Source organism: Shewanella inventionis (assembly GCF_014641855.1).
Taxonomy (GTDB): Bacteria; Pseudomonadota; Gammaproteobacteria; order Enterobacterales; family Shewanellaceae; genus Shewanella; species Shewanella inventionis.
The window spans coordinates 1-7,568 of record NZ_BMII01000074.1 but is presented as its reverse complement, the minus strand read 5'-3'; the positions used below and the strand labels follow the sequence as shown (position 1 = coordinate 7,568).

Annotated in this window: 10 protein-coding genes and 1 other RNA gene; 6 read left to right on the top strand and 5 right to left on the bottom strand. The window is 39.3% G+C overall.

Annotation, left to right across the window (positions count from 1 at the left end):
* Positions 1–81: 81 nt before the first annotated feature.
* Genes IEW93_RS21385 through IEW93_RS21375 form a run of 3 tightly spaced genes read right to left on the bottom strand, consistent with a single transcriptional unit; the run spans position 82 to position 1,963 of the window.
* A complete protein-coding gene (locus IEW93_RS21385) occupies positions 82–834 on the bottom strand; it encodes a hypothetical protein (protein ID WP_188741227.1) in 753 nt (250 codons plus the stop codon).
* Positions 835–876: 42 nt separating this feature from the next.
* Positions 877–1,086, bottom strand: a complete 210-nt coding sequence (locus IEW93_RS21380; RefSeq protein WP_188741226.1) for a hypothetical protein — start codon at positions 1,084–1,086, stop codon at positions 877–879.
* A gap of 43 nt (positions 1,087–1,129) precedes the next feature.
* Positions 1,130–1,963: an SAM-dependent methyltransferase gene (locus tag IEW93_RS21375; protein ID WP_188741225.1), complete on the bottom strand. Its 834-nt coding sequence runs from the start codon at positions 1,961–1,963 to the stop codon at positions 1,130–1,132.
* A gap of 431 nt (positions 1,964–2,394) precedes the next feature.
* Here IEW93_RS21375 and IEW93_RS21370 point away from each other — a divergent pair, with 431 nt between their 5' ends.
* Complete coding sequence (locus IEW93_RS21370; RefSeq protein ID WP_188741224.1) at positions 2,395–2,898, top strand: outer membrane protein assembly factor BamE; 504 nt, start codon at positions 2,395–2,397, stop codon at positions 2,896–2,898.
* Between the two features lie 71 nt (positions 2,899–2,969).
* On the opposite strand, the gene IEW93_RS21365 is transcribed toward IEW93_RS21370, so the two are convergent.
* A complete protein-coding gene (locus IEW93_RS21365) occupies positions 2,970–3,305 on the bottom strand; it encodes an RnfH family protein (RefSeq protein ID WP_188741223.1) in 336 nt (111 codons plus the stop codon).
* Positions 3,295–3,732 (bottom strand): SRPBCC family protein, encoded by a 438-nt coding sequence (locus IEW93_RS21360; RefSeq protein WP_188741222.1) that lies wholly within the window; start codon positions 3,730–3,732, stop codon positions 3,295–3,297. Before IEW93_RS21360 ends, IEW93_RS21365 begins: the two co-directional genes overlap by 11 nt.
* A gap of 265 nt (positions 3,733–3,997) precedes the next feature.
* On the opposite strand from IEW93_RS21360, the gene smpB reads away from it, so the two are divergent.
* From smpB to IEW93_RS21335, 5 genes are all read left to right on the top strand, one after another.
* Positions 3,998–4,495, top strand: a complete 498-nt coding sequence (smpB, locus tag IEW93_RS21355; protein ID WP_188741221.1) for an SsrA-binding protein SmpB — start codon at positions 3,998–4,000, stop codon at positions 4,493–4,495.
* A gap of 136 nt (positions 4,496–4,631) precedes the next feature.
* Positions 4,632–4,987: a transfer-messenger RNA gene (gene ssrA, locus IEW93_RS21350) on the top strand.
* 411 nt (positions 4,988–5,398) lie between these two features.
* Positions 5,399–6,085: a hypothetical protein gene (locus IEW93_RS21345; RefSeq protein WP_188741220.1), complete on the top strand. Its 687-nt coding sequence runs from the start codon at positions 5,399–5,401 to the stop codon at positions 6,083–6,085.
* 504 nt (positions 6,086–6,589) lie between these two features.
* Positions 6,590–6,787 carry a hypothetical protein gene (locus IEW93_RS21340; RefSeq protein WP_188741219.1) on the top strand — a complete coding sequence of 66 codons (198 nt, stop codon included), beginning with the start codon at positions 6,590–6,592 and terminating at the stop codon, positions 6,785–6,787.
* A 2-nt stretch (positions 6,788–6,789) separates the two neighbouring features.
* Entirely contained in the window at positions 6,790–7,278 is a 489-nt protein-coding gene (locus IEW93_RS21335; RefSeq protein WP_188741218.1) for a hypothetical protein, read from the top strand.
* Positions 7,279–7,568: the final 290 nt, after the last annotated feature.

The following is a 7,568-nucleotide window of genomic DNA, read 5'->3' as shown; positions in this document are numbered from 1 at the left end:
GAAAAGATAGACTGGGCGGTCAGCTATATAACAATAAACGCAAAAAAGTCACAACAAAGAAAATCTAGAAAAGACATAACGTTAGATGGAGTTTTTGCAGGCCTTAATGCTTAAGGTCCAGTGTATGAATGCGGTTAAAAACAAGCTTTCAGCTTTAGGATATTCGCCCTGCTCAAATGCAACAATGCCTCGCCCTTTAACCGACATAACGGCAATAAGTGGAAAACCTTGTTCACGGCAATATTGCTCTGTTTCGGTAAACAAACTAGATGCTTGTTGAAATTGCTTTAAACGCAAATTGGCCACTGAATAATAGAGCATTGAATAGCACTGATTTTTGGGGTTTTTGCCTTGATTCAGCGCCATGGCTAACTGCGAAATTCGTAACATTTCATCATAAGCCTCTAGCTCTAAATACACATTTAAGAGTCGATTATAGGTAGCAATTTTAATACTATTGTCTTGATAACTTTGTATACGGGCCAGGTTAGTTTCTAATTGGCTAAAGGCTTTTTTATAATTCTTAAGCCCGATACTCACCGTGACTTTATACAAATAAATCCGGGTTAAAATGTCATCTGGTGGATTAAAAGATAGGGCTCTGTCTAACGCGTTATCAGCCTCACTATATTCAGCCAAATATATGTGTTTAAGGCTCATTAGCATGTGTAAACGGCTTTTTTGTGTGTTTGATAAAGAAGGCTCAAGCGCTAGCACTGAATGGAGTTTAGCAATGGCACTTTGAGTATCGGTATGCATAAAGTTTTCGGCAAGATCAAGCTCTGCATCCATTTCATCTGCATAAGATAGCGCCGCACTAACGATGAATAACACGGCAAAAAACCATTTTATATAACAAACTTTCAAGGTATTAGCCTAATTTGGTGTCGTGACAATTTGAAACATTTGCATTTCATCGTCTCCAGCTAATTGTCGGATCAGCGCTTTGTCACCTGACATCACAGCAGCGATTTCAGCATCGGTTATGCCATTAGCCCTCATTATGCCTTCAGGATCTTGTAAATATGCTTCTAATAAGGCTGAGTCGGTCCCTAATTGAGTAAAAAATTGGCTTAAATTAGACATTTTATGTCCTTATATTTTAGTTTTTTGTCTACCAAACGTCATATTATCCGAGATCTGTTTCTGTTATCGCTAATTTAGCTAACATGTCATAATTTAATGACAATGCTTTACTCGGTGGTATAAGTAAAGTACTGATTGTGGTTAAGGCTACATGGACTAAATCAGCCAGTTTCACCCATTCAATTCTGGGGGCGTGAACCGCTAAATTTGCCGCTTCATAAATCGCAACTTTATGCTCAAGGCTGTACCACTGGCTTAAATGATCAACCAATAACTGGATTTTAGCCTTTGTGGTGCCAAATTGAGTTAAGGTGTACTCCCCCGCTAAGGCTATTTGCCATAATACAAGATGCGCACTAGTGTCAGGTTGGTGCAAGTACAACATAAACTGGGTTGCTTCGTAACTTTGATGGCCACAACGTCCAGGGTCTATCCCTAAATCTGCCCATAAACATGCCTCTGCAGACACCCCTGGAAGCATTTTTGCTGTAAACCCTTCAAGGCGAGCTTGCTCAATGGCCATATGCGATATGCAGGAGAACACCCCTGGATGGCCATACAAAGCGCATACCACTTTTTTATTAGCGTTAACTTCAGTGATTATCACGTCAACCATTTGCTGATAAGTATCACGCCGATTTTTAGTTTCACCATTCTGAGCATAATAAGGCTGTAATGAACGCACATCGTTATTGAGCGTGTGCAACCATCGTTGGGCAAAACCATCTGGTACCAACGAAAACACCACATCAGCACGCTGAATGTAACTCTCACTGAGTTTACCTATTTGCCCGGCCAGTTGGATCCCCGTGCCGACAAAAATTAATTGGCCGGTTTTTGCAGGATCTAAAGAGGATGAAAGTGGCTTGATTTGCATGGTTGCATCTTCTTATTGGTGCTTGTTTAAAAAACTGATCATTCAAAAGAACACTCGAGTTAACCCTTTGATTAATGTTCATGCTACCGTTTAAATTAAACACTTTAATGACTATTTAACAACATTACTACTACACAATTCGGTAAAGCCACTTGTATTGATCAGCACAACTTAGCCTAGTTGGAGCCTTTAAAACGATGAACAAATTAATATAAAATCAATAGATACTAAATGTTCAGCAGGCATAAGTGCTTTGAAACAGTGATGAGTATAATTGTGGCAAAAAAGGTTGAACGTTCAATTTATTGGCAAAATAACGGAACTAACTCCTCGATATTCACTCAAAAACACAACATCTTATCATCGGCCCTTGTCAGCATAGGGACAGCTTGGGTATGATGACCGACAGAATTTAGGAAGTAGCGCAGACAATGATAAACAAAAAACAAAGTCTTACCCTTGTAAGCGCAGTAGCGCTTTCATTATCTATGAGCGGATGCAGTGTTTTCGATTGGCTAATTTACAAGCCTGATATTCCGCAAGGTAACTACATGGAGACGCAACAAGTTGAAAAACTTCGCATCGACATGACCAAAGAGCAAACTGAATACATTTTAGGTCGTCCTGTTTTACGTGACAGCTTTGCAGATGACACTTGGTATTACGTTTACCATTTCAAAAGTGGCCGAAATGCCAAAATCACTCATAAAGAGTTAATTGTTCATTTCACTGACAATAAAATATCGAGTGTAAAAGGCGATTATGATTTAAGCAGCGAGTTTTATACTCCGCTTGAGCTTAGCTCTTTACCTTCGGTAAGCGAGGCTGACTTAAAGCCGTTACTGCCAGAAGAGCGCCCAGATGCAAAACCATTGGTTGAAGAAAACCGCCCAACGTTAACTAATCAACCAGAACAAACCAATGAGCCTGGTTAACCGCTAACCGATGCCAACAAAAAAAGCAGAATCATTTGATTCTGCTTTTTTGTTATCAATCACGCTCAAGATTAACTGACCTTAGCACCGGTAATTTTATTTATCCGGCCTTCATCTTTAGCTTTTTCAGCTCGCTTACGGCGCACATCTTTAGGATCAGCAATCAATGGTCGATATATTTCAACCCGTTGGCCAGGTACGAGTACTTCATCATGTTTTGCCACACGGCTAAATACACCCAATTTGATGTCATCAAGATTAATTTCAGGAAAAAACTTAACCATATTACTCTGCACTACTGCGTCAATAAAAGTCGTCCCTGGAGCAACCATAACCGTGATGATTTTTTGCTGCTTAGGTAATGCATAAATAACATCAACTGCAAATTTTTCTGTTTCACTTGTCACGATAAATTACCTTTGCTCTGTCAGTAAATGCCATCACCATCGATGACATAAGATCTTTAAAGATTTTTCCAAATGCCATATCAACCAACATATTTGAAAATTCAAAATCTAAATTAAACTCAACCTTACAGGCATCTTCTGTCAGCGCAGTAAACCGCCATAAACCATGCATGTATTTAAAAGGACCATTTTCAAGTTCAAGTGTAATGGTTTCAGCGTCAACAACTTGATTACGTGTAGTAAAGGTTTTACTGATCCCAGCCTTACTTACATCAACCGATGCCACCATGGTTTTGCCGTCAAATTCAAGTACCTTCCCCCCAACACATCCGGGTAAAAAAATATGATACGACTCAACATCATTGACTAAATCATACATCTCTTTAGCACTAAACCTAACCAGCATACTTTTGGAAATTTTGGGCATCTGACATCACTATAAATAAAACAATTAGCCGATTTTATCACGTTAATCAAAAAAGGCATCCGCCAAGGCGCTAAATCTCATGGTTGATAGCACAATGGGCAATAAACTGGGTATAATCGTTGAAATATCATAAATCTCCCCCATATCTCTTATATCAATGGTGTAAATTTATAACATTAATATAATAGCGTTTATTAAATGGGCTAACTGCTGACTGTCTGCTTACGCAAAGAGCGCCATAGCGACAATCACAACGGTAAATAGAATGGTAAAAAAGAATTCAAAATCAGCAAAAAATGCCCCAGCAACTATCGCACGAAATAAACGTGCCACGTTTGAATACCGCATCGAAGACAAAATAGAAGCGGGATTGCAGCTTATGGGTTGGGAAGTCAAATCCATACGAATGGGCAAAGTAAACTTAGCTGATTGTTATGTATACATAAAAGAGGGTGAAGCGTTTATGCACGGTTGTACTATTCAACCGCTTAATACCGCGTCAACCCATGTGGTTTGTGATCCAATCCGCACTAAAAAACTCCTATTAAAACGCAGCGAAATAGACAAATTAGCCGGTTTAATTGAACGTCAGGGTTACACTTTAATACCGCTATCCATGTACTGGCGCAAAGGCGCTTGGGTAAAAGTAGAAATTGGCCTAGGTAAAGGTAAAAAAGATCACGATAAGCGTGAAGACACCAAAGAGCGTGAGTGGAAAATTGAAAAAGCTCGCGTGATGAAAAAAGACAAAGCCAACGGCTAGTTTTATTAATAGCCCTTTGAACTACATCAATTTATACGTATACAAAGGCTATTTCGCACAGATTGTGAACAAACGATTATAATTTGTTAATGGACACTAGGTATTCGTCAAACAACACGTTATGATTAACTTAATTGGGGGCGATTCTGGATTCGACAGGATTCACGAAACCCAAGGAGCATGTCGAGGGGCGGTTGGCCTCGTAAAAAGCCGCACCGTTATAGTTGCAAACGACTCTAACTACTCTCTAGCAGCTTAGGCTAGCTAGCCATCAGCCACACGTTTAGCACTTGGGCAGTGGATTTTGATGGTCACCTTACATTGTGCTAGCGAGGGAACTCCGTCCGGGGGTGAACCGCGAAACAGTACCGGACTCACCAAGTAGCATCCTGTCTTTCGGAGACTGCTTGGTTAAATAAAAGAGAGACTAAACATGTAGCGCCGAGGATGTAGGCTTTCTGGACGCGGGTTCAAGTCCCGCCGCCTCCACCAATTAAAACAAGGGCTTAGCAGCAATGCTAAGCCCTTTTTCTTTGCAAGTGGCGGCAAAATGCCCACAATGAGGCGGTTAATTTAATCGTCGTCCCGGCAATGCTTTTAGCCGGGATCCAGGTGTTTGCTTTGTCCCTGTGGCAGGCTGTTGATTAGATTGAAGTTACGGACTTACCCAATCGGACCAATACGACTTGTTTTAAAAAATTGAATTAAAAACATAAAGTAGATTAAAGTATCAAACTTAAGGACAAAGTTAGGTAAACTCCAGCACAATCATCAAGTGCACCATTTAGGGAAGAAAAAGCCGTTCAATAGCATGTGCCCATAAGCTCCCTTTTTAAAGTTTACTCTGACCTAACTAATTTTGACCCCACTAATTTCAAAGGTAAAGCGAATGGAGTCGTTCCAATGACAGCGTCACATATCCAAACTGATTTTAATTCTCCGCTATTATTCAGAACCACCTCTGAAACTCTATATGAGAGCACTCTAAAGACTGGAGAACTTTGGCTACGATCTAATAAGTATTATCAAAACATCGAAGATGCTGCGCGTGTTGATAAAGGTGAAGGTGTTAACTCATCGAAGGTAGAGTTTCCTTTATCCTTAAAAACCGATAATGATGTAACCATTAATATTTCAGGTGATGGAAAAGTTGGGCAAGCAATCATGCCAAATTACATTATTTCATTACATGGAACGAGTATTTCTAACTCTCAAAGATCTGACTTTGGTGGTTTTACCTATGGAATTAAGTCAATTGCTAAATTAAGTGCTCAAATATTATATGAAGCTTCAAAAGTGATTGATGTTGCTGGTTATAGATTTGGACAAGTTGCCTATCAAAACACGTCGCTGATGCAAACTCAAAATAAAAATGGTGCAATACTTCAGTTAACAGAGGTTCCTCCACACTATTTAAGCGTCTTAAATACTGATGTACTTCGAAAGGAACCTGTCATGCCATTTATTGAGCAAGATGAATGGCGCATAGTTATTTTCACAAACGGCTTTATTGGCAATGATTTTGACAAGCCTTTAAAAATAACCGTAGATACAGATCATTTTTATCCATATATTAGTCCAACAAGCTAATTATTAATAACACAATAACAGTTGGCTATTTTCGTTCCTTAACGTTTTAGCGAGCAATTTTTGCCCATTATTAGGGCGTAATGTGTCAAACGTCTCGTAATAGGAATGCTAAGGCTGAATTACAAGTGAAACATATTTAAACCTACGTTTGCGAAGAATCAGAAGATCTTTATAAAAGTGGTAGAGGCAACGATTATGAGCACTTGAACATCTGGTTAATTGGCCGTCTTTCAAATTGCCCGAGATGCGTTGAACAACATCAATGGATATCTAAAGCTATTGATACTGAAAAGCAGGTTAATTACTTTTGATAGCATACAACGAGATTTTTGATTGCTAACAAGAGACTTGAAGTCGTATTCTTAGCAGAAGGCTCGGTTTCGCAGCGATTCAAATTTTAGTCAGCTATAACTTGTCGTCTAGGCGGCGTTAGCTTACAAGAGTCTACTAGCTTCAATGTTATGCTTTTAAGGTGATACAATGTCTACTTGAATTGAGGTATTTATGAGATCAAAAAACGACTTTCAAACATCAGCTATAAATCGGGCAGCTCGTGGTATTTTGAATAACAAAGACTTGCAAGCACAAAGTCGAGCAAGTTCAGTATATGGGTTTAAAGATCGCGCTTTACATTTATCAGGTGAAGAGCTAAAAAGTGCATGGGAAACCGCATCAGTATCGACTAGAAAACCAAGAGGTTAGATTTGGCAAAGGAATATAACTATATCTATGACCAACTTGTTGATTCTGTGGATGATATTCACGGGATTATTTCATACTCAGTTTATAAACGGCAAAAAATCCAGTTTATAAAAGACTTCAAAGCTAGAAATTCGGGTATTGATCCCATTGAAGCTGATTTGCAACCTTTTAACGATTTGTCCATGTCTGATGCTCAGTTAGAATTTTATCGAAGTGAGGCAACAATACTTACACAGAACTTCCTTACAAATGTGCTTAAAGCTGATTTAGAAGAACGAGAGACATATTTTTCTGCTCGTGTTCATGCCGAGTTGAGCAACATCAAACCCCGTCACGTCCTCGATATCTTTAAAGGTGCTTTAGGCTCACTGTTGTTTGTGCTGTTAACTGGATTTCTATATTTTGCAGTATGGTCTCTTTCAACCTCACCTAAAATAGTTATTGAACAAATATTTGATGTTAAAATTATATCAATTGATAAGTCTAGTTAATAGGAAACAAGTATACAAGGCACTTAATCAGACGCTTGGCAATTTTCTTTGCAAGTCTACGCCAAGGTTTTGGGCAGGTTAGTTTGGCTATATCGCATGCCCGAAATCCATACTTTTACTAATTCCACCACCTACTTTTAGAGCTTTAGCTTTAACTCACTTTTGTCGGATAGGCGACACCTGTTACCAAGTGCCGCCCTCCTAAGAACCGTACGTGCAACTTTCACTGCATACGGCTCAAGCCTCCACTAAGGCGTGTTCTGTTACCCAGCACCCTATATCGCAGCCAA